The organism is Streptomyces qaidamensis (genome assembly GCF_001611795.1).
Taxonomy (GTDB): domain Bacteria; phylum Actinomycetota; class Actinomycetes; order Streptomycetales; family Streptomycetaceae; genus Streptomyces; species Streptomyces qaidamensis.
Genome location: NZ_CP015098.1, coordinates 1479545 through 1503855, shown reverse-complemented (window position 1 = coordinate 1503855; position 24311 = coordinate 1479545). Strand labels below are relative to the sequence as shown.

General features: G+C 73.4%; 25 protein-coding genes and 1 riboswitch. Of the genes, 18 read left to right on the top strand and 7 right to left on the bottom strand.

Annotated elements, in window-relative coordinates:
• Positions 1–108: 108 nt before the first annotated feature.
• A complete protein-coding gene (locus A4E84_RS06405) occupies positions 109–2505 on the top strand; it encodes a phosphoketolase family protein (RefSeq protein WP_062925613.1) in 2397 nt (798 codons plus the stop codon).
• A gap of 72 nt (positions 2506–2577) precedes the next feature.
• Positions 2578–3216 carry a DedA family protein gene (locus A4E84_RS06400; protein ID WP_062925612.1) on the top strand — a complete coding sequence of 213 codons (639 nt, stop codon included), beginning with the start codon at positions 2578–2580 and terminating at the stop codon, positions 3214–3216.
• 78 nt (positions 3217–3294) lie between these two features.
• Here the strand turns inward: A4E84_RS06400 and A4E84_RS06395 are convergent, their stop codons facing one another.
• Positions 3295–3822, bottom strand: coding sequence for a gamma carbonic anhydrase family protein (locus A4E84_RS06395; protein WP_062925611.1), 528 nt, complete (start codon positions 3820–3822; stop codon positions 3295–3297).
• Between the two features lie 110 nt (positions 3823–3932).
• Between A4E84_RS06395 and A4E84_RS06390 the strand changes: the two genes are divergently transcribed.
• Positions 3933–4730 carry an acyltransferase gene (locus tag A4E84_RS06390; protein WP_062925610.1) on the top strand — a complete coding sequence of 266 codons (798 nt, stop codon included), beginning with the start codon at positions 3933–3935 and terminating at the stop codon, positions 4728–4730.
• Between the two features lie 10 nt (positions 4731–4740).
• Here A4E84_RS06390 and A4E84_RS06385 read toward each other — a convergent pair whose 3' ends face one another.
• Entirely contained in the window at positions 4741–5598 is an 858-nt protein-coding gene (locus tag A4E84_RS06385; protein WP_062925609.1) for a DMT family transporter, read from the bottom strand.
• A gap of 97 nt (positions 5599–5695) precedes the next feature.
• On the opposite strand from A4E84_RS06385, the gene A4E84_RS06380 reads away from it, so the two are divergent.
• Together A4E84_RS06380 and A4E84_RS06375 are read left to right on the top strand one after the other, a co-directional pair.
• Positions 5696–6268: a helix-turn-helix domain-containing protein gene (locus A4E84_RS06380; protein WP_062925608.1), complete on the top strand. Its 573-nt coding sequence runs from the start codon at positions 5696–5698 to the stop codon at positions 6266–6268.
• Between the two features lie 43 nt (positions 6269–6311).
• Complete coding sequence (locus tag A4E84_RS06375) at positions 6312–6869, top strand: YbaK/EbsC family protein (RefSeq protein WP_062925607.1); 558 nt, start codon at positions 6312–6314, stop codon at positions 6867–6869.
• A 1-nt stretch (position 6870) separates the two neighbouring features.
• Here the strand turns inward: A4E84_RS06375 and A4E84_RS06370 are convergent, their stop codons facing one another.
• On the bottom strand, positions 6871–7989 hold the full coding sequence (locus A4E84_RS06370) for a cation diffusion facilitator family transporter (RefSeq protein ID WP_062925606.1): 1119 nt from the start codon (positions 7987–7989) through the stop codon (positions 6871–6873).
• A 63-nt stretch (positions 7990–8052) separates the two neighbouring features.
• On the opposite strand from A4E84_RS06370, the gene A4E84_RS06365 reads away from it, so the two are divergent.
• The gene (locus tag A4E84_RS06365) at positions 8053–8412 is read left to right on the top strand and encodes an ArsR/SmtB family transcription factor (RefSeq protein ID WP_062925605.1); all 360 of its coding nucleotides are present in this window, start codon (positions 8053–8055) and stop codon (positions 8410–8412) included.
• Position 8413: 1 nt separating this feature from the next.
• Here the strand turns inward: A4E84_RS06365 and A4E84_RS06360 are convergent, their stop codons facing one another.
• The 3 genes from A4E84_RS06360 to A4E84_RS06350 all read right to left on the bottom strand — a co-directional run bounded on the left by A4E84_RS06360 (position 8414) and on the right by A4E84_RS06350 (position 11826).
• A complete protein-coding gene (locus tag A4E84_RS06360; RefSeq protein WP_062925604.1) occupies positions 8414–9637 on the bottom strand; it encodes a 4-hydroxybenzoate 3-monooxygenase in 1224 nt (407 codons plus the stop codon).
• A 22-nt stretch (positions 9638–9659) separates the two neighbouring features.
• Positions 9660–11264, bottom strand: coding sequence for an APC family permease (locus A4E84_RS06355; RefSeq protein ID WP_062925603.1), 1605 nt, complete (start codon positions 11262–11264; stop codon positions 9660–9662).
• 133 nt (positions 11265–11397) lie between these two features.
• Entirely contained in the window at positions 11398–11826 is a 429-nt protein-coding gene (locus A4E84_RS06350) for a CoA-binding protein (RefSeq protein ID WP_062925602.1), read from the bottom strand.
• Between the two features lie 80 nt (positions 11827–11906).
• Positions 11907–12096: riboswitch (cobalamin riboswitch) on the top strand.
• A gap of 70 nt (positions 12097–12166) precedes the next feature.
• On the opposite strand from A4E84_RS06350, the gene A4E84_RS06345 reads away from it, so the two are divergent.
• The 9 genes from A4E84_RS06345 (at position 12167) to A4E84_RS06305 (ending at position 21834) form a co-directional block, all read left to right on the top strand.
• A complete protein-coding gene (locus tag A4E84_RS06345) occupies positions 12167–13183 on the top strand; it encodes an ABC transporter substrate-binding protein (RefSeq protein ID WP_062925601.1) in 1017 nt (338 codons plus the stop codon).
• On the top strand, positions 13180–14232 hold the full coding sequence (locus tag A4E84_RS06340) for a FecCD family ABC transporter permease (RefSeq protein WP_107308275.1): 1053 nt from the start codon (positions 13180–13182) through the stop codon (positions 14230–14232). The genes A4E84_RS06345 and A4E84_RS06340 overlap by 4 nt, the downstream gene beginning before the upstream one ends.
• The gene (locus A4E84_RS06335) at positions 14229–15026 is read left to right on the top strand and encodes an ABC transporter ATP-binding protein (RefSeq protein ID WP_062925600.1); all 798 of its coding nucleotides are present in this window, start codon (positions 14229–14231) and stop codon (positions 15024–15026) included. The genes A4E84_RS06340 and A4E84_RS06335 overlap by 4 nt, the downstream gene beginning before the upstream one ends.
• 104 nt (positions 15027–15130) lie before the next feature.
• On the top strand, positions 15131–15847 hold the full coding sequence (locus A4E84_RS06330) for a hypothetical protein (protein ID WP_237304863.1): 717 nt from the start codon (positions 15131–15133) through the stop codon (positions 15845–15847).
• Positions 15844–16386, top strand: a complete 543-nt coding sequence (locus A4E84_RS06325; protein ID WP_062925599.1) for a SixA phosphatase family protein — start codon at positions 15844–15846, stop codon at positions 16384–16386. Before A4E84_RS06330 ends, A4E84_RS06325 begins: the two co-directional genes overlap by 4 nt.
• Positions 16387–16508: 122 nt before the next feature.
• Positions 16509–16793, top strand: coding sequence for a hypothetical protein (locus A4E84_RS06320; protein ID WP_062925598.1), 285 nt, complete (start codon positions 16509–16511; stop codon positions 16791–16793).
• Between the two features lie 68 nt (positions 16794–16861).
• A complete protein-coding gene (locus A4E84_RS06315) occupies positions 16862–17488 on the top strand; it encodes a YigZ family protein (protein WP_062925597.1) in 627 nt (208 codons plus the stop codon).
• A gap of 192 nt (positions 17489–17680) precedes the next feature.
• Positions 17681–18844: an exonuclease SbcCD subunit D gene (locus A4E84_RS06310; RefSeq protein ID WP_062925596.1), complete on the top strand. Its 1164-nt coding sequence runs from the start codon at positions 17681–17683 to the stop codon at positions 18842–18844.
• Positions 18841–21834: an AAA family ATPase gene (locus tag A4E84_RS06305; protein WP_062925595.1), complete on the top strand. Its 2994-nt coding sequence runs from the start codon at positions 18841–18843 to the stop codon at positions 21832–21834. Before A4E84_RS06310 ends, A4E84_RS06305 begins: the two co-directional genes overlap by 4 nt.
• Before the next feature lie 2 nt (positions 21835–21836).
• On the opposite strand, the gene A4E84_RS06300 is transcribed toward A4E84_RS06305, so the two are convergent.
• On the bottom strand, positions 21837–22283 hold the full coding sequence (locus A4E84_RS06300) for an Lrp/AsnC family transcriptional regulator (RefSeq protein ID WP_062925594.1): 447 nt from the start codon (positions 22281–22283) through the stop codon (positions 21837–21839).
• Between the two features lie 94 nt (positions 22284–22377).
• On the opposite strand from A4E84_RS06300, the gene A4E84_RS06295 reads away from it, so the two are divergent.
• The 3 genes from A4E84_RS06295 (at position 22378) to A4E84_RS06285 (ending at position 24310) form a co-directional block, all read left to right on the top strand.
• Positions 22378–22851: a rhodanese-like domain-containing protein gene (locus A4E84_RS06295; RefSeq protein WP_062925593.1), complete on the top strand. Its 474-nt coding sequence runs from the start codon at positions 22378–22380 to the stop codon at positions 22849–22851.
• A 45-nt stretch (positions 22852–22896) separates the two neighbouring features.
• Positions 22897–23415, top strand: coding sequence for an immunity 21 family protein (locus A4E84_RS06290; RefSeq protein WP_062925592.1), 519 nt, complete (start codon positions 22897–22899; stop codon positions 23413–23415).
• Between the two features lie 61 nt (positions 23416–23476).
• The gene (locus tag A4E84_RS06285; RefSeq protein WP_062925591.1) at positions 23477–24310 is read left to right on the top strand and encodes an SDR family oxidoreductase; all 834 of its coding nucleotides are present in this window, start codon (positions 23477–23479) and stop codon (positions 24308–24310) included.
• Position 24311: the final 1 nt, after the last annotated feature.

Genomic DNA, 24311 nt, shown 5'->3' with positions numbered 1-24311 from the left:
AAACGCGCGGGCAGCGGTGCGGCCGGCATGGCCGAGAGGCGCCTGGCATCGAACCGGAACAAACTGGTACTCCTCCTGAGGCCGCCCGCAGAACCCAGGGAGTCACTCATGCCCGACGCCCCGCGCCAGGACAGCAGGACCAGCAGCAGGACCGCACCGACCGACGAGGAACTGCGCACACTGGACGCCCACTGGCGGGCCGCCAACTACCTGGCGGCCGGTCAGATCTACCTGCTGGCCAACCCCCTGCTCACCGAGCCGTTGCGGCCCGAGCACATCAAGCCGCGGCTGCTGGGCCACTGGGGCACCTCGCCGGGGCTGAACCTCGTCCACACCCACCTCAACCGGGTGATCAAAGCGCGCGATCTGGACGCCCTGTGCATCTGGGGCCCGGGCCACGGCGGGCCGTCGGTCCTCGCCAACTCCTGGCTGGAGGGCAGCTACAGCGAGAAGTACCCGGACGCCTCCCGGGACGCGCAGGGCATGGAGCTGCTGATGCGGCAGTTCTCCTTCCCCGGCGGTGTGCCCAGCCACGTCGCCCCGGAGGTGCCCGGCTCGATCCACGAGGGCGGTGAACTCGGCTACTCCCTCGCTCACGCCTACGGCGCCGCCCTCGATAACCCGGACCTGCTGGTGGCCTGCGTGATCGGCGACGGCGAGGCGGAGACCGGCCCGCTGGCCGGCTCCTGGCACGCCAACAAGTTCCTCGACCCCGTCCACGACGGTGCCGTCCTGCCGATCCTGCACCTCAACGGTTACAAGATCGCCAACCCGACGGTCCTCGCCCGCCTCCCGGAGGAGGAGCTCGACGCGCTGCTGCGCGGCTACGGACACGAGCCGATCCACGTCGCCGGCGACGAACCGGCCACCGTTCACCGCGCGATGGCCGCGGCCATGGACACCGCGCTCGACCGCATCGCCGAGGCCCAGCGCGCCGCCCGCGAGGACGGCGCGACCGGGCGCCCGCACTGGCCGGTGATCGTGCTGCGCACCCCCAAGGGCTGGACCGGCCCGGCCGAGGTCGACGGCGAACCGGTCGAGGGCACCTGGCGCGCCCACCAGGTGCCGCTGCCCGGTGTCCGCGACAACCCCGATCACCTGCGGCAGCTGGAGTCCTGGCTGCGTTCGTACCGGCCCGAGGAACTGTTCGACGCCGAGGGCCGTCCGGTCGCGGACGTCCTGGCCTGCGTCCCCGAAGGCACCAGGCGGCTCGGTGCCACCCCGTACGCCAACGGTGGACTGCTCGTCCGCGACCTGCCGGTCCCGTCCCTGGACGACTTCGCCGTCCCCGTCGACAAAGCGGGCACGACGATGCACGAGCCGACCCGGGTCCTCGGCGACCTTCTGGCCCGGGTCATGCGCGACACCGCCGACCGCCGCGACTTCCGCCTGGTCGGCCCGGACGAGACCGCCTCCAACCGGCTCCAGGCCGTCTACGAGGCCAGCGGCAAGACCTGGCAGGCCGGGACCCTGCCCGTGGACGAGCACCTGGACCGGCACGGCCGTGTGATGGAGGTCCTCTCCGAGCACCTGTGCCAGGGCTGGCTGGAGGGCTACCTGCTCACCGGTCGGCACGGGCTGTTCTCCTGCTACGAGGCGTTCGTGCACATCGTCGACTCCATGGTCAACCAGCACATCAAGTGGCTGCGCACCTCCCGCAGGCTGCCCTGGCGGGCCCCCATCGCCTCCCTCAACTACTTGTTGACCTCCCATGTGTGGCGGCAGGACCACAACGGCTTCTCCCACCAGGACCCCGGCTTCGTCGACCACGTCCTCAACAAGAGCCCCGAGGTCGTCCGCGTCTACCTCCCGCCGGACGCCAACACCCTGCTGTCGGTGGCCGACCACGCCCTGCGCAGCCGCGACTACGTCAACGTCATCGTGGCCGGCAAGCAGCCCTGCTTCGACTGGCTGTCGATCGAGGAGGCCCGGGTGCACTGCGCCCGCGGCGCGGGCATCTGGGAGTGGGCGGGCACCGAGGACGGCACCGAGCCGGACGTGGTGCTGGCCTGCGCCGGTGACGTCCCGACCCAGGAGACGCTGGCCGCCGCACACCTGCTCCGCCGCCACCTGCCGGAGCTGTCCGTCCGGGTCGTGAACGTCGTCGACCTCGCCCGGCTGCTGCCCCAGGGGGATCACCCGCACGGCATGAGCGACTTCGAGTTCGACGGCCTGTTCACCACGACCAAGCCGGTGATCTTCGCCTACCACGGCTATCCGTGGCTGATCCACCGTCTCGCCTACCGCCGCACCGGCCATCAGAACCTGCACGTGCGCGGCTACAAGGAGGCCGGCACCACGACCACGCCGTTCGACATGGTCGTCCGCAACGACCTCGACCGCTACCGCCTGGTCATGGACGTCATCGACCGCGTGCCGGGCCTCGCGGTGCGCGCCACGGCCGTACGCCAGCGGATGGCCGACGCCCGCACCCGCCATCACGCCTGGATCCGCGAGCACGGCACCGACCTGCCCGAGGTCGCCGAGTGGAGCTGGAACGCCTGAGCCGCGAGGGACGTCTTCAGAGCCGGTAGGCTTCCCGGGGCACGCAGGGAAGCTCACGGAAAGGAACCGGCGTTGCACGTCCAGGAGTGGCTCGAAACCGTACCCGCGGTCGCCGTCTACGCACTGGTGGGGCTGGTCATCGGCCTGGAGAGCCTGGGCATCCCGCTGCCGGGCGAGATCATCCTCGTCTCCTCGGCGCTGCTCGCCTCCCAGCACGGCGAGATCGACCCCGTCGTCCTCGGCGCCAGCGCCACGGCCGGTGCGATCATCGGCGACTCGATCGGCTACGCCATCGGCCGCAAGGGCGGGCGACCGCTGCTGGCCCGGCTGGGCAAAAGGTTCCCCAAGCACTTCAGCGAGGGGCACATCGCCACCGCCGAGCGCTCCTTCGAGAAGTGGGGCATGTGGGCCGTCTTCTTCGGCCGCTTCGTCGCCCTGCTCCGCATCTTCGCCGGCCCTCTCGCCGGTGTGCTCCGCATGCCGTACTGGAAGTTCCTCACCGCCAACATCCTCGGCGGCATCCTCTGGGCCGGCGGCACGACGGCGGTCATCTACTACGTCGGCATCGTCGCGGAGTCCTGGCTGAAGCGCTTCTCGTGGCTCGGCCTGGTCGCTGCGGTCCTGGTGGGCCTCACGTCCATGCTGGTGCTCAAGCGCAAGGCGAAGAAGGCGGGCCAGAACCTGGAAGAGGCAGAACCGCAGCCTTCTTAGGGGCGCGGGACCGGGTCCAGATGCGGCTGCGCCGCGTGGGCGCGACCGGCCCCCGCGACGCCGCACCCGCCGAAAGCCCTACGCATGCACATCCCGATGCGCCTTCGCCAACTCGGCGTACATCGTGCCGTTGAGGGTGACCCCCTGCCGCTCCTCCTCCGACAGCTCCCGCCGGACCTTCGCGGGCACACCCGCCACCAGCGAACCGGGCGGCACGACCATGCCCTGCGGCACCAGCGCCTGCGCGGCCACGAGCGACCCGGCCCCGATCACCGCCCCGTTCAGCACCGTGGCACCCATTCCGATCAGACAGTCGTCCTCGACCGTCGCCCCGTGGACCACCGCGTTGTGGCCGATGCTCACCCGCTCACCGACGCTCACCGGGAATCCCGGGTCGGCGTGGAGCGTGCAGTTGTCCTGGACGTTGCTGCTCGCTCCGACGGAGATCGCCTCGACGTCGCCACGCACCACGGCTCCGTACCAGACGCTCGCCCCCGCGCCCAGCGTCACGCCCCCGATCACCGACGCCGTCGGCGCCACGAAAGCCGTATCGTCGATCTCCGGCTCCCGGCCGCCGATCCCGGTGACCATCGCGCGCCGACCCATGTCCGCCTCCCAGCGTCGTAGACAACGCGCAAACCGTACGCCACCCGGTGGGGCGAAGATCACAGGCATCCGACGCCGCGGGCGGAGCTACCGCTGAGTACCGTGAGCTCGTGCCGAAGCGCAAGAACACGTTCTCATCCTGGCGGCGGGGCCTCACGCAGCGCGCCGTCCACGCGGGCTGGGCCTGGGTGCAGCGCACGGGCTCCGTCACCGCCGAGCACCCCGGCCGCTACCGGTTCGGCACGATGGGAACAGGTACCAGACTTGCCTTCCCGCTCGGCACGGTCTTCGGCGAGCCCTGGATCCACGTCGGCTCCTACTGCATCATCGCCGAGCAGGTCACCCTCACCGCGGGCCTCATGCCCGACCTCGACCTCGGCCCGGACCCGATCCTGCGCATCGGCGACGGCGTCGTCCTGGGCCGCGGCAGCCACGTCATCGCCGACACGACGGTCACGATCGGCAACGACTGCTACTTCGGCCCGTACGTCTACGTCACGTCCACGAACCACTCCTACGACGATCCGCACCAGCCCATCGGCAAGCAGTGGCCGCGGATGGAGCCGGTGGAGATCGGCTCCGGCTGCTGGATCGGCACCGGAGCGGTGATCCTGCCGGGCGCCCGGATCGGGCGGAACGTGGTGGTGGCCGCGGGCGCGGTCGTGCGGGGCACGGTGCCCGACCACGCCGTGGTGGCGGGCGCACCGGCCCGCGTCGTACGGCGCTGGACCCCCGCCGACGGCTGGCAGCCACCGCTGCGCACCCCGGCGCCGGTGCCGATACCGGACGGCGTCACCCCCGAGCAGCTCCGCGCGCTGTCGGACCTGGACGAGGAGAAGGTGGCCCGGCTGGCCGAGCTGGACGAGGAGGCGGCGGCCGGACTCGCGGAGCTGGAGCCGGGTTCCTGAGCGGTCCCGTTCAACCCGACGCCAGCAGCACCGTCCCCACCAGGGCCAGTCCCGCCCCCGCGGCCTGCACCGCCCGCAGCCGTTCGCGCAGGACGCCCCGCGCGGCCACGGCCGTCACCACCGGGTAGAGGGAGGCCAGCACGGCGGCGACCGTCACCGGGCCGTGCTGCGCGGCGATCGAGTACGTGCCGTTCGCGGCGACGTCCGCGAGGCCGACGAAGGCGAGGGCGGGCAGGGTGCGCCAGGGGAAGCCGTCCGCCGGGAGGGCGGGCCCGCCGCGTCGCACCGACACGAACAGGGCGAGCCCGCCCGCGGCGACGTTCGTCACCCGCTGGACGAAAAGGGCCAGGAACAGGCCGGTCAGCGTTGTCGACGCCTCGGCGATCAGGGCCATCACCGCGCCGAAGCCGAACGCCGCGAGCAGGGTCAGGGCGATGGCCTGGCGCTGGACGGGGGCGCCGCGGAACTGGGGGCCGCCGGCGAGGCAGACTCCCGCCACGGCGACCAGGATGCCGACGAACTGCAGCAGGCCAGGACGCTCGCCGAGCATGAGGCCCACCCCGACCGGCACGGCCACACCGATCGACCCCAGCGGCGAGACCACGCCCATCGGGCCCAGCGCGAGCGCCTTGTAGAAGGCGAGCATCGCCACCGGCCCGACCAGGCCGGCCGCGACGGCGAACCACAGCTGTGGCCCCGCCTCGCTCCAGCCGCCGGTCGCCACCACGAGGGCACTGAGCACCACCACGGCGATCGACTGCGAGACCACGACCACCGTGAGCGCGGGCGTACGCCGGGTCAGCAGACCGCCGCCGAAGTCGGCCAGTCCCCACAACAGGCTGGTGGCCAGGGCGAAGAGCGCTGTCATGGGGCGGATACCTCGCAGTACAGTTCAGTGAACGATCAGGTCAACCACACCTTAGTGCAGTGCACTGCACTGTGTCATACAGAATATTGGACGGAACGTGTCGGACCTCGACCTGCTGACCCAGTCCCTGGCGCGGAGCGTCAAGCACTGGCGCGCGGTGCGCGGCTTCACCCTGGACGTGCTCGCCGCCCGGGCGGGCGTCAGCCGCGGCATGCTCATCCAGATCGAGCAGGCCCGCACCAACCCCAGCCTTGGTACCGTCGTCAAGATCGGCGACGCACTCGGCGTCAGCATCACCACGCTGCTCGACTACGAGCAGGGCCCGAACGTCCGCATCGTCCCGGCCGAGCAGGCCGTGCGGCTGTGGCACACCGACGCCGGCAGCTACAACCGGCTCCTGGCGGGCACGGAGGCGCCCGGCCCGCTGGAGATGTGGGACTGGCGGCTCATGCCCGGCGAGAGCAGCCCGTCGGACCCGCACCCCGCCGGCACGACCGAACTGCTGCACGTCACGGCGGGCGAACTGACCCTCACCGTCGACGGCGTCGAGCACCGGGTGCCTGCGGGCGCCAGCGTCCACTTCGAGGCCAACGTCCCGCACACCTACGGCAACACCGGCGACGCGCCCCTGGAGATGATCATGGCCGTCTCGGTGCCGCCCGTGACCTGAGACGCCCGGGACGCCGCCGGACCGCTGTTGTTAGCGTGCGGCCATGCGCGCACCCATCGGACACTTCGACAACGCCCGCCCGGCCCCCGACTGCCTCGACGAACTCACCGCCCCGGTCGCCGGTGCCGTACGCCACTGGCGGGGCAGCGTCCCGGCCGAGCAGATCGTCTACGTCGACACCGACCCGGAGTGGGCCGACACCGCCACCTTCGTGGAGCACTACGGGCGGGACCTGCTGGAGCGGTCGGCGAACTGCGTGGTCGTCGCGGGCAAGCGGGGCGGCGAGTTCACACTCGCCGCCTGCGTCGTGCTGTCCACCAGCCGGGTCGACGTCAACGGCGTGGTGCGCCGGCAGCTCGGTGCCCGCAAGGCCTCCTTCGCCTCAGTGGACACGGCCACCGGCGAGACCGGCATGGAGTACGGCGGCATCACCCCGCTCGGTCTGCCGGACGGCTGGCCCGTCCTGGTGGACGCGGCCGTCGTCGACCTGCCGTACGTGCTGGTCGGCAGTGGCCGGCGGCGTGGCAAGCTGCTGGTGCCGGGCAAGGCGTTCGCGGAACTGCCGCATGCAGTGGTGCTGGACGGGCTCGGGGTCTCCTGAGCTACACCGCGACGTGGTGGGCCAGGGGGAGATGGGGGTCGCTCTCGCCCGGGGCCGGTTCCGGATCCGCGTGCACCAGGGCCGCGGTCAGGCGCGGTACCGCGTGCAGCAGCGCGTGCTCGGCGTCCACGGCGATGCGGTGGGCCTCGCGCACCGTCGCGTCACCGTCCACCACGACCGCCACCTCGGCGCGCAGCCGGTGACCGATCCAGCGCAGCCGCAGCTCGCCCACCCCGCGCACTCCGGGCACCTCGGTCAGCGCCCGCTCGGCCCGGTCCACCAGGGCCGGGTCGACGGCGTCCAGCACCCGGCGGAACACCTCCCGGGCCGCGTCCCGCAGCACCAGTGCGATCGCCGCGGTGATGAGCAGTCCGACGACCGGGTCCGCCAGTTGCCACCCGAGGGCGGAGCCTCCGGCGCCCAGCAGCACGGCCAGTGAGGTGAAGCCGTCGGTACGGGCGTGCAGCCCGTCGGCGACCAGCGCCGCCGAGCCGATCGAGCGGCCGACGCGCATGCGGTAGCGGGCCACCCACTCGTTGCCCGCGAAGCCGACGAGGGCGGCCACGGCGACCGCCGGGACGTGCTGGACCGGGCGGGGGTCCAGCAGTCGGTCCACGGCCGTCCAGCCCGCGAAGGCCGCGGACGCCGCGATCGTCAGCACGATCACCAGGCCGGCCAGGTCCTCGGCCCGCCCGTAGCCGTAGGTGAAGCGGCGCGTGGCCGCGCGCCGGCCCAGTACGAAGGCGATCCCGAGCGGGACGGCGGTCAGCGCGTCCGCGGCGTTGTGCACCGTGTCCCCGAGCAGCGCCACCGACCCGGAGACGGCCACCACGGCCGCCTGGGCCAGCGCCGTGGCACCCAGGACGGCGAGCGAGACCCAGAGCGCCCGCATGCCCCGGGCCGAGGACTCCAGGGCGGAGTCGACCTTGTCGGCCGTCTCGTGGGAGTGCGGGGCGAGGAGGTGACCCGCCCGATGGCGCAGGCCGTGCCGGTGTTCCCGGTCGTGCCCGTGCCCGTGGTCATGCCCGTGGCCGTGCCCGTGCCCGAGGTCAAGCCCGTGCCCGTGTTCGTGTGCAGGCGTGTGGTCGTGCGAGCGGGAGTGCTCGTGCCGGTCGCTCACGTGGATCCCCTTCCGGTGCGCGCGAGAGTGGACGTACCCGCGCCCGGGCGCCATTATGTGCGTATGAGCGCACGCATGCACCTGTCATCTGCGCATGATGCGCATCCGCGCAGTCCCGGCGAGGAGCAGCTGGCTCTCGCCGCGGAGCTCCTCGCTCTGCTCGGCGACCGCACCCGGCTCGCCCTGCTGCACGCACTGGCCGGGGGAGAGGCCGACGTCACAACGCTGACGGAGGCGTGCGGGGCGGCCAGGCCGGCCGTCAGCCAGCATCTGGCGCGACTGCGCCTCGCGGGCCTGGTGAGCACGCGCAAGGAGGGCCGCCGGGTGATCTACTCACTCCGCGACGGCCATCTGCGCCGGCTCGTCGACGAGGCGCTGAACGTGGCCGACCACCGGCTCAGCGACCGCCCGCCGCACGACTGAGTCAGTACCGCGCGGCCGTCCCCAGATACTGCTCGGCGAAGGCGGCGGCCGCCGCCGGCGAGGTGAACAGGCGGCGTAGCCGGGCGAGCGTGGTGCCCGCGCGGAACGGGTCGCCCGCCGCCGTGCCGTGATACACCTCGGACAGCCACTGCGAGAACTCCTGGTAGTCCCACACCCGCCGCAGACACGCCTGCGCGTAGCCATCGAGGCCGCTGCCGTCACCGGTGGTGAGCCGCGCGACCAGGGCGTCGCCGAGCAGGAAGGCGTCGTGCAGGGCGAGGTTCATGCCCTTGGCGGCGATCGGGGCGACCAGATGGGCCGCGTCGCCCGCGAGGAAGAGCCGGCCGTGCGCCATCGGCTCGACCACGTAGTCGTGCATGTCCAGCACGCGCTTCTCGATCAGCCGCCCCTCGGTCAACGGCGGCACACCGGCCGCCCCGAGCCGCTCCCGGAGCTCCGACCAGACGCGCTCGTGCGGCCAGTTCTCCACAGCGTCGCCCGGCGGGCACTGGAGGTAGTAGCGGGTCACCTCCGGGCTGCGGGGCATCTGGCCGGCGAAGCCGCTCGCATGGCATCCGAACAGCACGCAGTCGGCGGACGGCGGTGCCTCGGCGAGCAGGGCCAGCCAGCCGATACCGTAGTCGTGCCGCGCGATCCGGACCCGCTCGGGCGGGAGCGAGGCCCGGCTCACGCCGCGCGCCCCGTCGCAGCCGGCGACGAAGTCGCAGTGCACGACCTGGCGTTCACCCGTCTCGGGACAGGTGTACGACACCCATGGCCGGTCGGTGTCGAGGTCGTGGATCCGCACGTCACGGACTCCGAAGCGGATGTGTCCGCCCCGGACGTCGGCGTACTCGCGCGCCAGGTCAGTCACCAGCAACGGCTGTGGATAGACGAAGTGGTGACTGCCTGTCAGCTCGCCGTAGGGGAACCGGAAGCGCTCCCCGTCGAAGCGGAACTCGCACACGGTGTGCAGCTCCGCACGGTCCAGCAGGTTGCGGGCGAGGCCCCGCTTCTCCAGCCCGCGGACGGCCCATTCCTCGATGACCCCGGCCCGGGGCCGCTGTTCGATGAATGCGCGGGTCTCCGTCTCCAGCACCAGGCAGTCCACGGACGCGGCCCGCAGGATGTTCCCGACGGTCAGACCCGCGGGTCCGGCGCCCACGACAACGACCGGGAAGCGTTGCGGGGCGCCGGAGTTGGGGGGCGGAAGGGGTCGCGTCATGCGCACATTATGGAGGCCGGGCTCAGTGGACGGGCACCTGCGCGACGGCCACCTCCTCGATGCTCCGCTCGATGTCCTCGGCGGGCGACGCCGAGGCCCGCGCCCAGTAGTAGATCGCCAGCGAGAACACCGTGACGACCAGGATGTCCCACCACAGTCCGAGGTGCCCCTGGCCGCCGAAGCCGCCCTGCCAGGAGATGACGCCCATGCCCAGCAGGTAGACGGGCAGCCACTGGGCGGCCTTGAAGTCGAGCCGGGGCGCGTCGGGCAGGCCCTTGCGGGTGGCGTACCAGGCGTAGCCGCCGAGCAGGACGTAGCCGAGGACGATGGCCACGCCGAGCCGCCACAGGGTGTCCCAGGTGGACCAGTAGATGATGAGGTCGGCCACCACGAACGACAGCGGCGAGAGGACCTTCCCGCCGGGCAGGCGGTAGGGGCGCGCCCGGTGCGGCAGCCGGTCCGCGAAGACGCCGTAGGCCAGCGGGGCACCCGCGTACATCAGCACGCTCGCCGAGGTGATGAAGCCGACCAGCTGCTGCCAGCTCGGGAACGGCAGGAAGCAGACCACGCCGGTCACGAAGGACACGATCAGCCCGAACCACGGCACACCGCGGGCGTCGGTACGGACGAAGAGCTTGGGCGCGTAGCCGTTGCGGGCCAGTCCGTAGGAGACGCGGGACGTGGCCGTCGTGTAGATCAGGCCGGTGCCGCCCGGGGAGACCACCGCGTCCAGGTACAGCACCACGCTCAGCCAGCCGAGGCCCACCAGGGTCGCGAGACCGGCCCACGGGCCGGTGATGCCGGGGTAGTCGAGCTTGGTCCAGCCGTGCGCGAAGGAGCCCAGCGGCAGGGCGGCGATGAAGACGACCTGGAGCAGGACGTAGATGGCCGCCCCGATGGCGACCGAGCCGATCGTGGCGCGCGGCAGGTCCCGCTGCGGGTCGCGGCTCTCGCCCGCGAGCTGGATCGCCTGCTCGAAGCCCAGCAGGGCGAAGATGATGCCGCTGGAGCTGACGGCGCTCAGCACACCGTGGGCACCGAACGGGGCGAAGCCGTGCTCGGTGAAGTTGCCCGGGTGGAAGTTGCCGGCCGCGATGATGAAGATCGCGGCCAGCGGCACGGCCACCTTCCACCAGGTGGCGGCGCTGTTGGTGTGCGCCAGAATCCGCACGCCGAGGAAGTTGACCACGACGAACACGGCCATCAGCAGGACGGCGACGGCGAAGCCGCTCGTCGTCAGCGTCCCGTCCTTCGCGTGCTGGAAGCCCTGGGCCCAGTGCCAGTGCCCGGCGTAGCCGATCATGGCCTCGACCTCGATCGGTGCCACGGTCGCCGCCTGGAGCCAGGAGAACCAGCCGAAGGACATGCCGGCCAGCCCGCCGAACGCGTAATGCGGATAGCGGGCCGTGCCGCCCGCGACCGGGAACATGCCGCCCAGTTCCGCGTGCACCAGCGCCAGCAGCACGATCGCCACGGCACCGATGAGCCAGGACAGGATCGCCGCGGGTCCGGCCGTCACGACCGCCTTTTCGGCGCCGTACAGCCAGCCCGAACCGATGATGGAGCCGACCGAGGCCCACATGAGTCCGATCAGCCCGACATCCCGGCGCAGGCCGTCTCTTTCCATGAATACAGGGCCTCTCGAAGACGAACTCGGGGAGTTCGGGGAGCAAGAGGCCTCAGGTTAGAAATCGGCCGGCCGGCCGCAGAAGACGAGTTGTGCACCCTTGACCGGGTGCGGGCATTTCGTGGGGAACGCTTCAGGATTCCTGTACGCGGTCATGAGACAGCCGTGGGATCTCGATCGCCGGGCAGCGGTCCATCACCATCTCCAGGCCCGCCGCGCGGGTCCGGTCGTAGGCCGCCTCGTCGATGACACCCAGCTGGAACCAGACGCCCTTCGCGCCCTTGGCGACCGCCTCGTCCGCGACGGCTCCGGCGAGGTCGCTGTTCACGAACACGTCGACGACGTCCACGTCGAAGGGGATGTCCGCCAGGCTCGCGTACCCCTGCTCCCCGTGCACCGTCTCCGCCTTGGGATGCACCGGCACGACGCGCTTGCCGAAGCGCTGGAGCACGGCGGCCACGCCGTACGCGGCGCGCTGCCGGTTCGACGACAGGCCCACCACGGCCCAGGTGTCGCCGAGCCCGGTGAGGATCCTGCGGACCGTTGCCTCGTCGCCGTACACCGGCGGCCTCCTCGCAAGTCGTGGACGCACTGCTCTCCCGGCAACGACGCAGGACGCGCGGTGATTCCCGGGAGCCCCCGTGATAGCTTGCCGAGGCCAGTCGAACCCATGTAGGTGGGTCAGGGAATCCGGTGTGAATCCGGAACTGACGCGCAGCGGTGAGGGGGACGGGCGGGGCCTCGGCCACTGGACTCCCTCGCGGACGTCCGGGAAGGCGTCCCGATCCGGGTGAACCCGAGTCCGAAGACCTGCTGGCGGCCCCCGCGGCCGCGTGCGGCGGGGGAGCACCGTACGACCGGGCTCCGCGAATGGGCCCTCGACGCCTGAGGACTGGTTTTCCGTGCCCCTCGCCCGACCCGCCCGTGCCGCCGCCCTGCTCGCGGCCGGCTCCCTGCTCCTGACCGGCTGCGGCGGCACCGCGTCCACCGATGCCAAGGCCGCCGTCACCCTCACCAACTGCGGGCACGACGTCCGTGTGGCGGCCCCACCGCAGCACGCCGTGTCCCTCAACCAGGGCACCACCGAGATCCTGCTCTCCCTCGGCCTGGCCGACCGCCTCGCGGGCACGGCCACCTGGACCGACCCCGTGATGAAGGGGCTGGAGAAGGCCGAGGCCGAGGTCCCGCGCATCGCCGACAACAACCCGTCCTTCGAGCGCGTTCTGGACACCGAACCCGACTTCGTCGCCGCGTCCTTCGTCTCCACCCTCGGCAAGGGCGGCGTCGCCGGCCGCGAGCAGTTCGAGAAGCTCGGCGTGCCCACCTACGTCTCCCCGTCCGACTGCGCCGGCAAGGACAACTCGGGCGGCGGCGACGGCGCCCGCGACAAGGCCCTGGGCATCGACACCGTCTACGGCGAGATACGGGACCTCGCGGCCGTGTTCGGGGTGAAGAAGCGCGGCGACACGCTCGTGGCCTCCCTCCGGCAGCGCATGAAGAAGGCCACCGCGGGCACCGACGCCTCCGACGTCACCCTCCTCTACTGGTTCGCGAACTCCGAGTCGCCCTACATGGCGGGCTGTTGCGGAGCGCCCGGCATCATCACCCGGGCCCTCGGCGCGCAGAACGTCTTCGACGACACGCACGAGGAGTGGCCGCAGACCAACTGGGAGACGGTCGCCGACCGCGACCCCGACGTCCTCGTCATCGGCGATCTGACCCGCAAGTCCCAGACCGCCGAGTCGGCCGCGAAGAAGATCGCCTTCCTGGAGTCCAACCCCGTCACCAGGACCATGGACGCCGTCCGCCACAAGCGGTACGTGCTGCTCAGCGGGCAGGCCATGAACCCGACCATCCGCACCGTCGAGGGCGTGGAGCAGGTGGCCGCCGGGCTGCGCAGGTTCGGGCTGGTGAAGTGACCGCCGGGAGTGTGCCGGGCGCCGCGGCCCGGCCCCGGCGGCGGACCGGGCTCGCGCTCGGGGCGGCCGGGGCGGTCGCTCTCGTCGCCTCCCTCGCCGTGGCCATCACCATCGGTCCCGCCGACATCCGGGTCGCCGACGTGTGGTCCGTCGTGGCCGCCCGTCTCGGCCTCGGCAGCTCGGAGCTGACGCCGATCCGGGACGGGATCGTCTGGCAGCTGCGGCTGCCCCGCACCCTGCTCGCGGCCGTGTGCGGGGCCGGACTCGCCGTCTGCGGGGCGGTGATGCAGTCGCTGCTGCGCAACCCGCTGGCCGACCCCTTCGTGCTCGGGGTGTCCTCGGGCGCCTCCACCGGAGCGGTCCTCGTGGTCGTGCTGGGCGCGGGCGGCGGCGCCCTGTCGGTGTCCGCCGGCGCGTTCCTCGGTGCCCTGCTGTCGTTCGCGCTGGTACTGCTGCTCAGCCACACCCTCGGCGGCACCACCGACCGGGTCGTCCTCGCGGGCGTCGCCGCCATGCAGCTCTTCTCGGCGCTCACCTCGTTCGTCGTGATGACCTCTGCCGACGCCGAGACGACCCGTGGCGTGCTGTTCTGGCTCCTCGGCTCGCTCGGCGGCGCCGGCTGGGCCGACGTGTGGCTGTGCCTGGCCGTGCTGGCCGTGGCGCTGGCGGTGTGCCTGTCCTACGCCCGTACCCTCGACGCCTTCGCCTTCGGGCAGGACGCGGCGGCCGCGCTCGGGGTGTCCGTGGCCCGCACCCGCCTGGTGCTGCTGTGTGTCACGGCCCTGCTCACGGCCGCGCTGGTCAGCTCGTCCGGGGCGATCGGCTTCGTGGGACTGGTGCTGCCGCACGCCGCCCGGGCCCTGACCGGCCCGGGGCACGCGCGGCTGCTGCCGGTCACCGCCCTCGCCGGAGCGGTGTTCCTGGTGTGGGCTGACACCCTCGCCCGGACGGTCCTCGAACCGCAGGAGGTCCCGGTGGGGGTCGTGACGTCGCTGATCGGGGTGCCGGCGTTCGTGGCGGTGCTGTACCGGACGCGGAGGGCCCGGTGAGCGGCGCGGGCGCATCGGTGGAGGCGGGGCTGCGGGCCGACCGGGTCAGCCGCCGTGCCGACGGGCATCTCATCCTGGACGGCGTCGCCCTCGCGCCCGAGACCGGCTCCACGGTCGGCGTCCTCGGCCCCAACGGCTCCGGCAAGTCCACCCTGCTGCGGCTGCTGGCCGGGCTGCTCACCCCGACCTGCGGAGTCGTCACCCTCGACGGCACACCGCTGGGCGACCTGCCCCGCCGCACGGTCGCGCGCCGCCTCGCCGTCGTCGAGCAGCAGTCGGACACCCAGGTCGAGCTGACGGTCGAGGACGTGGTGCGGCTCGGCCGCGTCCCGCACCGCCGTGCCTGGACGCCCGCCGGCGCCGACGACGAGCGGGCGGTGCGCGCCGCCCTGGAACGCACGGGCCTCGACGACCGTGCCGACCGGCTCTGGCACACCCTCTCGGGCGGCGAACGCCAGCGGGTGCAGATCGCCCGCGCGCTCGCCCAGGAACCCCGCGAGCTCCTCCTCGACGAGCCCACCAACCACCTCGACATCCACCACCAGCTCGACCTGCTCACCCTGGTCACGGGCCTGCCGGTCACCACCGTCGTCGCCCTGCACGACCTCAACCTCGCGGCGGCGTACTGCGATCGGGTCGTCGTGCTGGGCGCGGGGCGGGTCGTGGCGGGAGGCACCCCGGGCGACGTCCTCACGGCGGAGCTCATCGCCGAGGTGTACCGGGTGCGGGCCGCCGTCAGCCGCGAAGGGCCCGAAGGGCGGCCCCACGTGCGGTTCCTGGGCACGCTGGCCTGAGAGCGGAGAGGCCGGGCGCGTCACGGGTGGGGCGATCGCGCCACGGCAGTCGGAAAACGCCGAACCTGCCCGCGCGTGGCCGCCCGCCCGCCTACGCTCACCTCGTGCTGCGCATCATCGACGCCCGGACCGGCGAGCCGGTCGACGCCGCCCCGGCCCGCCGGGGCCTGACCCGTGTCGAGGTGCACGCGTCCGGCTCCGACTCGACGGACCTGCGGGTGCTGCTCGTCGGGGACCTGCTCGTCCGGACCCTGGAACTCGGCGGCACACCTGTGTGGGCGCTGCTGACCGGCGGCCGCCGGCAGGCGGAGCTGCGCGCCGGTGCCGCGACGCTCGGCGTCCGCCCCTTCGAGGACAGCCCCGACGTCGGCGCCGGTCTGGGTGAGGCCCAGGTCGTCCATGTCACCGCCGCGGGAGGCAAGGCGCCCGACGGGGTGCGGATCGCCGTCGCGTCCGTGGAGCCGGATCCGCCGGCCCCCTGCGAACCGGCCGCCCTGCGCCTCGCCCTGATCACCCGTCACCACAGCGCCCCGGTCCGGCTGGAGGCGGCCGGGCTCGACGACGCCCGCGCCACCCTCGCCCGCTGGCGCGGCGCGGTCGCCCGCTGGGCGCGGCAGCCCTCACGGCCGGTCCCCGACGCCGTGCGGGGGAGGCTGCGCGACGCCTGGGAGGACGACCTGGACGTCCCCGGTGTGCTGGACGTCCTGCGCGACGTCGAGACCGAGCCGGACCTCGCCGACGGCGCCCGGTTCGAGACGTACGCCTACGCCGACCGGCTCCTCGGCCTCGACCTCACCCGCGATCTGGGAGCCCCGTCATGATCGAACGCGCCGGAGCAGGCCCGCTGCGCCGCCTGGTCGTGCTGCGGCACGCCAAGTCCGCCTGGCCCGTGGACGTCGCCGACCACGAACGCCCCCTCGCCCCACGCGGCCGACGGGACGCCCCCGCCGCCGGGCGGGCCCTGGCCGATGCCGACCTCCTGCCGGACCTCGCGCTGTGCTCCACCGCCGTCCGCGCCCGCGGGACCTGGGACCTGGCCTCCGCCGAGTGGGGCACACCCCCGCCGGTCCGGCACGACCGGCGGCTGTACGCCGCCGGCCCGGCCGGCCTGCTCGCCGTCGTCCACGAGGTGCCCGCCGAGGTCGAGACACTGCTGCTGATCGGGCACAACCCCGGGCTGGAGGAACTGGTCCTGGCCCTCGCCGGTGACGGCCTCGACGACACCCTGGAGCGGGTCCGCACCAAGTTCCCCACCTCGGCGATCGCCGTACTGACCTGGCGCGGCACCGCCTGGCGGGCCCTCGCCCCCGGCACCGCGCTGCTCACGTCCGTGACCGTGCCGCGGGGCGCGAAGAAGTAGCCCGCGCACACACCGGCGTGGGGCCTTTCCGGTGATGTGTGCCTGGTTCGCGCTGCGCGCACGTCCCGTGGCGGGTAGGGCGTCTGCGTCGAACGGCCTTGCCGATCCATGAGGAGACAGCCATGCACGCAGTGATCCGGCGGTACGAAGGGGTGACCGACCCGGCGGAGGCGGGACGCCGGGTGAACGAGGAGTTCCTGCCGCTCCTCCGCCAGGTCCAGGGGTTCGTGGCCTACTACTTCGTCGACGCGGGCGGCGGGGTGATGGTGTCGACCGGCGTCTTCCAGGACCGGGCCGGCGCCGAGGAGTCGACCGAGAGGGCCGGGGACTACGTGCGGGACCGGCTCGCCGAGCTGCTGCCCAACCCGCCCGAGGTCACGGCCGGCGAGGCCGTGGCCCACTCGTAGCGAAGGTCCCGGCGGCTGCGGCCGACCGCCCCGCCGGGACGCGGCGGCCACGCGATTAGGCTGGCCGGATGCAGGACGAATACCGCACGGTCGCCGGCACCGGCGTGCACGAGACCGAGGTCAACCGCTCCCGCTTCCTGTGCGCCCTCGCCCCGGCGGCCACCGAGCAGGAGGCACAGGACTTCATCGCCACGGTCCGCAAGGAGCACGCCGACGCCTCCCACAACTGCTGGGCCTATGTGATCGGCGCCGACGCCTCCGTCCAGAAGGCGAGCGACGACGGCGAGCCGGGCGGCACCGCCGGCGTCCCCATGCTCCAGATGCTGCTGCGCCGCGACATGCGGTACGTCGTCGCCGTCGTCACCCGCTACTTCGGCGGGGTCAAACTCGGCGCCGGCGGGCTCATCCGGGCGTACGGCGGAGCGGTCGGCGAGGCCCTCGACACCCTCGGCACCCGCACCCGCCGCCGGTTCCGGCTGGCCACGGTCACCGTCGACCACCAGCGGGCCGGCAAGCTGGAGAACGACCTGCGCACCACCGGGCGCGAAGTCCGCGGCGTGCGCTACGGGGAGGCGGTCACGATCGAGATCGCCCTCCCCGACGCCGACGTGGACGCCTTCCGGTCCTGGCTCGCCGACGCCACCGCCGGGACGGCCGGCTTCGAGGCGGGCGGGGAGGCGTATGGGGACGCCTGACGGCGGGTCCGCCCCCGCACAGTTGCGACATTTCCTCTGAATTGCCGTCGGACGGGTGTGGCGGGCCGGGGTTCGTGGTGGACCGGGTGCCCACAGGCGTTAGCGTGGTGGGTCCGACAGCGAGCGGGACCATCTCGTGCCGGTGGAGAACAGAACGACAGCAGGGGGAGACATGCAGGCCGGGGCGGCGTCTTGAGACTGCTGCACACCTCCGACTGGCATCTCGGCCGGGCCTTCCACCGGGTGAACATGCTCGGCGCCCAGGCCGAGTTCATCGGCCACCTCGTCACGACCGTGCGGGAGCGGTCCGTGGACGCCGTGGTCGTGTCGGGAGACGTGTACGACCGTGCCGTGCCGCCGCTCGCCGCGGTCGAGCTGTTCGACGACGCCCTGCACCGCCTCGCCGCTCTCGGCGTGCCCACGGTGATGATCTCCGGGAACCACGACTCGGCCCGCCGGCTCGGCGTCGGCGCCGGGCTGATCGGGCGGGCCGGCATCCACCTGCGGACCGAGCCGTCGGCGGCCGGCACCCCCGTGGTGCTGGCCGACGACGACGGGGAGGTCGCCTTCTACGGGCTGCCCTACCTCGAACCGGCCCTGGTGAAGGACGAGTTCGGTGTGGAGAAGGCCGGACACGAGGCCGTGCTCGCCGCCGCCATGGACCGGGTCCGCGCCGACCTCGCCGCCCGCCCGGCCGGTACCCGCTCCGTCGTCCTCGCGCACGCCTTCGTCACCGGCGGCGAACCCAGCGACAGCGAACGGGACATCACCGTCGGCGGCGTCGCCTCGGTGCCGGCCGGCGTGTTCGACGGCGTCGACTACGTGGCGCTCGGGCATCTGCACGGCTGCCAGACCCTCACCGACCGCGTCCGTTACTCCGGCTCCCCGCTGCCCTACTCCTTCTCGGAAGCCGCCCACCGCAAGAGCATGTGGCTGGTCGACCTGGCCGCGGACGGCTCCGTCGCCGCCGAGCGCGTCGACTGCCCGGTGCCCCGCGCCCTGGCCCGGATCCGCGGCACGCTGGACGACCTGCTCGGCGATCCCGGACTGACCCGGCACGAGGAGGCGTGGGTCGAGGCCACCCTCACCGACCCCGTCCGCCCGGCCGACCCGATGGCCCGGCTCACCGCCCGCTTCCCGCACACCCTCAGCCTCGTCTTCGACCCCGACCGGGACGAGGACGAGTCCGAGGTGTCGTACGCCCGGCGCCTCGCCGGCCGCAGCGACCAGGAGATCGCCGAGGACTTCGTCGCCCATGTGCGCGGCGCCGGGCCCGACCCGCACGAACAGGGCGTGCTGCGGGACGCGTTCGACGCGGTCCGGGCCGACGAGACCGTACGGGAGGTGGCCAGGTGAGGCTCCACCGGCTCACCCTCACCGCCTTCGGCCCCTTCGGAGGTACCCAGACCGTCGACTTCGACGACCTGTCGACGGCCGGGCTGTTCCTGCTGCACGGCCCCACCGGCGCGGGCAAGACATCCGTCCTCGACGCCGTCTGCTACGCCCTCTACGGCTCGGTGCCGGGCGCCCGGCAGGGCGGCGGGCAGGGCACAGCCCTGCGCAGTGACCACGCCGCACCCGCGACCCGCACGGAGGTCACCCTCGACCTCACCGTCGCCGGACGCCGACTGGAGGTCACCCGCCAGCCGCCCTGGGAGCGCCCCAAGAAGCGCGGCACCGGCACGACCCTGGACAAGGCCCAGACGTGGCTGCGCGCGTACGATGCGACGGCCGGGGCCTGGAAGGACCTCAGCCGCTCCCACCAGGAGATCGGTGAGGAGATCACCCAGCTCCTCGGCATGAGCAGGGAGCAGTTCTGCCAGGTCGTGCTGCTGCCGCAGGGCGACTTCGCCCGGTTCCTGCGCGCCGACGCCGAGGCCCGCGGCAAGCTGCTGGGCCGCCTGTTCGACACCCGCCGCTTCGCCGACGTCGAGAAGCGCCTCGCCGAGCGCCGCCGCGCCACCGAGGCCCAGGTGCGGGACGGGGACGCGGAGCTGCTGGCCGACGCCCACCGCATGCAGCAGGCCGCGGGCGACGCGATGGAGCTGCCGGCACTCGCCCCGGGCGAACCGGGACTCGCCGAGGCCGTCCTGAGCGCGGCCGCCGTCGCCCGCAGCACCGCCCGCGAGCAGCTCACCGTCGCCGCCTGCACGCTCACCGCCGCCGAGTCCGCGCAGGCCGCCGCCGGCCGCGCCCTGGACGACGTACGCGAAGTCGCCCGGCTCCAGCGGCGGTTCGCCCAGGCACGGGAACGGGCGGCGCGCCTGGAGCAGGGAGCCGGGGCCTACCGGGAGGCGCGGGCGCTCATGGAGCGGGCCCGCAAGGCCGAAGCGGTCGCCCCCGCCCTGGACCTGCGGGATTCCTCCGAAGCCGAGCACCGCCGGGCAGCCGCCGCCGAGGTCCGCGCGCGTGCCCTGCTGCCGGAGACCTTCGCCGACGCGGGGGCGGCCGGGCTCGCCTCCGCCGCCCGCCGGGCCGCCGAGGAACTGGGCGGGCTCGACTCGGCCCGCCGTGCCGAGCGGCGGCTGGCCGAACTCCTCGACGAACGCGCCGGCCTGGACCGCCAGGAGCACGCCGACGCCGACCTCTTGCAGGAGGCGGAGGCCTGGCTCGACGGCTGGGAGGAGACGCGCACCGCACTCCAGGCGGCGGTCGACTCCGCCCAGAAGCACGCCGCCCTCGCATCGCAGCTCGCCGAACGGCGCGAGCCCGCGCGGCAGCGGCTGCGGGCGGCCCGCCTGCGCGACCAGCTCGCCCGCGACACGGACCAGGCGGTCGAACAGGTCCGCACCGCACAGGACAAGGCACTGCGGGCCAAGCAGTACTGGCTCGACCTCAAGGAACAGCGCCTGAACGGCATCGCCGCCGAACTGGCCGCGCACCTCACCGACGGCGAACCGTGCGCCGTCTGCGGCGCCACCGAACACCCCGCCCCCGCCCGCAAGGTCGCCGGGCACGTCGACCGCGAGACGGAGGAGCACGCCCTCACCGCCTACCAGCGCGCCGACGAACAGCGCGCCGAGGACGAGCGGCGCCTCGGGGCCGTTCGGGAGGCACTGGCCGCTGCCACTGCAGAGTCCGGCGACACCGCGACCGACCAACTAGCCGCAGAAGTCGATGAGTTGGAGGAGCAGTACGCGCGGGCCCGTAGAGCGGCAGCCGAACTGCACGCCGCGCAGGAGCGCCTGCGGCAGGCCGGGCACGAACACGAACGGCGCCTCACCGCCCGGCAGGAGGCCGCCGTACGGACCGCGTCCCGGGTCGGTCACCGGGACCGGCTGGACCGTGAACGGGCGGCTCTGGAGGAGGAGCTGGACCGGGCGCGGGGCTCCCTGGACAGTGTCGCCGCCCGGGCCGCACAGCTGGAGCGGCGGACCGCGCTGCTCACGGACGCCGCCGACGCCGCCCGCGCCGCCGAGGACAGCGCCCAGCGGCTCAAGGACGCCGACGCCCGGCTCGCCGACGCCGCCTTCCGCGCCGGCTTCGAGACACCGCAGGCCGCGGCCGCCGCCCTCCTCGACGACGCCGCCCACCGCGAACTGCAACACCGCCTGGACGCCTGGCAGCACGAGGAGGCCGCCGTCCGGGCCGTCCTCGCCGAGGCCGACACGGCCGCCGCCGCCCACGAGCCACGGGCCGACCCGGACGCGGCACAGCGGACGGCCGACGAGGCGGAGCGGCGGCTGCGCCACGCCGCCTCCGCCCACGACGCCGCCCGCCGGCGCTGCGCCGAACTCGACCGGCTGTCCGCCCGGGCGGCCGCCTCGGTACGCCGGCTGGCGCCGCTGCGCGAGGAGTACGACCGCGTCGCCCGGATGGCCGGTCTCGCCGCCGGCACCTCGGCGGACAACGAACGCCGGATGCGCCTGGAGTCGTACGTCCTGGCCGCCCGGTTGGAGCAGGTCGCCGCCGCCGCGACCGTACGGCTGCGCCGCATGTCGTCCGGCCGCTACACCCTCGTCCACTCCGACGACCGCACCGGACGCGGCCGCAGCGGGCTCGGACTGCACGTCGTCGACGCCTGGACCGGCCGCGAACGCGACACGGCGACGCTGTCGGGCGGCGAGACGTTCTTCGCCTCGCTGGCCCTGGCCCTCGGCCTCGCGGACGTCGTCACGGACGAGGCGGGCGGGGTGCGGCTGGACACCCTCTTCATCGACGAGGGCTTCGGCAGTCTCGACGACCAGACCCTCGACGAGGTCCTCGACGTCCTCGACTCCCTGCGCGAACGCGACCGCAGCGTCGGTATCGTCAGCCACGTCCCCGACCTGCGGCGGCGAATCCACGCCCAGCTGGAGGTCGTCAAGGGCCGGTCCGGGTCGGCGCTGCGGCAGCGCGGCGCCTGAGGTCAGCGGCCCAGGGGACGCCGGGGGAGGGGCGAGGAGTACACCACGCTCGTCGTCACCGAGCCCAGCGCCCCGATCTTCCCCGACACCTCCTCCAGGTGGCGCATCGAGCGGGCCGTGACCTTGATGACGAAACAGTCGTCGCCCGTGACGTGGTGCGCCTCCAGGATCTCGGGCGTCACGGCGACGAGGTCGTGGAAGGGCTTGTAGTTGCCGTTCGGATAGCGCAGGCGCACGAACGCCAGGATCGGCAGGCCCAGCCGGTCGGGATCCACCACCGCCGCGTAGCCCTGGATGACCCCGGCCTCCTCCAGGCGGCGCACCCGCTCGGTGACCGCGCTCGCGGACATGGACACCGCACGGGCCAGCTCGGCGAAACTGGCCCGGCCCTCCCGCTGGAGGACGTCCAGGATGCGCCAGTCGGTGGCGTCCGGGGAATACTCGGTCATGCCCGAGGGATAGCAGGGGAATCCCCGGCGGATCAAGCGGAGCGCCGGGGATCATCACTTCAGCGGCGGGAGCGGCGCCCGTAACTTCTCTCCCATGACCACCACCGTGAACCCCGTCCTGCGCGTCGCCCCCGCCGCTCCCGCCGAGGCCGCCGCCCACTTCCGTGCCGGTCTCGCCTTCCACACCGACGTGTCCGACGTCGCCGCCGCACTCGGTGCCGGGGGTGACCCCGGATTCGTCCTCGTCGACTCGCGCTCCACCGGGGCCTGGGACCAGGGCCACATCCCCGGCGCGCTCCACCTGCCGACCGCGCTCGTCCTCGAGCAGGCCGGGCAGCTCCTGGACCGGTCGGTGCCGGTCGTGACCTACTGCTGGGGCCCCGGCTGCAACGGCGCCGCCCGCGCGGCCCTCGCCCTCGCCGAACTCGGCTACCGGGTCAAGGAGATGCTCGGCGGCTTCGAGTACTGGGTGCGCGAGGGGCTGGCGTTCGAGACCCGGCAGGGGTCCGGGCGCCGGGCCCCGGACCCGCTGACGGCGCCCGTGGACGCCGGTGACTGCGGCTGCTGAACCCCTGATCATTTGCCGCGAGTTGACCCTGTAGGTTCTTGCGCCATGGTGCGATACGCGGAGCCGGGCGCAGTGGAATGGGTGGAGTCGGGCGGCGGGCCGCTGATAGCGGTACCGGAGACCGTCCTGCCGTTCTGGGCGGGTGCCGACGGCGAGGAGACGGCCTCGGACTACGACCGGGCCTGCGAGGTGGACGGCCACGTCGGCCTCCTTCCGGTCGGCGACTGCACCGCCCTGGTCCTGGGTGACGAGCCCGCCTCGACCGCCTACCTGCCCGACCACGGCATGTTCGTCCGGTGGCGCGCCGGCGACTCGGAGGACGAGCTGCTGGCGAGCGTCCCGCCGGCCGTCGACGCCGCGGAGTGGGAACCGGAGGTGCACTGGGAGGTGCCGGGCACCGTCCACCTGTTCGACGCGGCCTGGCCCGGGTCGCACCTGTCGGGGGCCGAGCACGTGCGGGTGGCCCTGGAGCCCGGCCGGTACGCCGTGCGCGCGGCCAGCGCCCAGCCCGGCCCGGAGACCTGGCTGGGCCTGATCCAGCTCCGGCTGCTCGCACGGAGGTGACCCGGCGTCACCGACGGAAAAACCGTGTGCGCCGGGTGGCCGGCCCGATCACGATGAAGTCATGCCACGTCTTCCCCACCCCACCCCTGAAGAACTGCGCCGCGACCCCCTGCCCCTGCACGGCCGTACCGCGCTGGTCACCGGCGCCAGCCGCCGCGGCGGCATCGGGCACGCCGTGGCCCGCCGCCTGGCCGCCTACGGCGCGAGCGTCTATCTGCACCACCACGTCCCGCACGACGCCGAGCAGCCCTGGGGCGCCGACCGCCCCGAGGACGTCCTCGCCTCAGTCCGAAGCGCGGCCGGCGACCCGGAGGCCCGGTTCGTCGCGGGCCCCGGTGACCTGGCCGACCCCGCCGTACCCGCGGAACTGGTCGGCAGGGCGGCCGACGCCCTCGGCGGACGCCTCGACATCCTCGTCGCCAACCACGCGCAGAGCGGGTTCGACGGCTCGCTGGACGAGATCGACGCGGCGATGCTCGACCGGCACTGGTCGGTCGACACCCGCGCGGTCCTGCTGCTCGTCCAGGCGCACGCCCGGTCGAGGCCACCCGGTCCGGGAGGCCGCGTGATGATGATGACCTCGGGTCAGGACACCGCGGGCGGTATGCCCGGCGAGATCGCCTACGCCCTCCAGAAGGGCGCCCTCGCCTCGATCACCCGCTCCCTGTCGACGACGCTCGCCGAGCGGGGCATCACGGTCAACACCGTCAACCCGGGCCCCGTGGACACGGACTACCTGACCGGCGAGTACTACGACGCCGTCGCCGCCCGCTTCCCCTCGGGCCGGTGGGGCATGCCCGACGACCCGGCCCGCCTCATCGCCTGGCTCGCGACCGACGAGGCGGGCTGGATCACCGGTGAGGTCATCAGCTCCGAGGGCGGATTCCGGCGCTGAC